We start from the raw sequence: 374 nt of genomic DNA, 5'->3' as shown, positions 1-374 counted from the left end.
GCGAGCTGACCGCTCCCGGTGACGGCGTTCTCCAGCGCGTCGTCGAGTCCCTCAATACGACGGCCGACTGGTGGGAGGGCCTGGGCGCACCCGCCGATCCCCACTACGCCAACCGCCTGCGCTACATCACCGAGAAGCTCGACTCCTACGCGCTCGAAATCCGGTCCATGCGCGGCGACCTGGCCGACCGGTACACCGGCCACCCCGACAGGGCCCAGGCCCGGGTGGACCGAGTCGCCCCGGAAGAACCGGCGGCGCCCCGAGTCGCCGCCGCTCTCGCGCTCTCGCCGACCGCACGGCGCACGACCCCAGCCGCGCCGCCGTCAGCTTCAGCCGTACGTCCCGCCCTGCCTCCCGCCCGACCCTCGTCCGCA

The 374-nt window shown here is 73.8% G+C and carries 1 pseudogene; it reads left to right on the top strand.

The features are described 5' to 3' along the window. Positions 1-374: pseudogene (locus tag RB628_RS41640) on the top strand (hypothetical protein); the annotation flags it as partial.

It is taken from the genome of Streptomyces sp. ADMS (assembly GCF_033441795.1).
Taxonomy (GTDB): domain Bacteria; phylum Actinomycetota; class Actinomycetes; order Streptomycetales; family Streptomycetaceae; genus Streptomyces.
The sequence above is the reverse complement of the archived record's forward strand: the minus strand, read 5'-3'. Positions and strand labels throughout refer to the sequence as shown.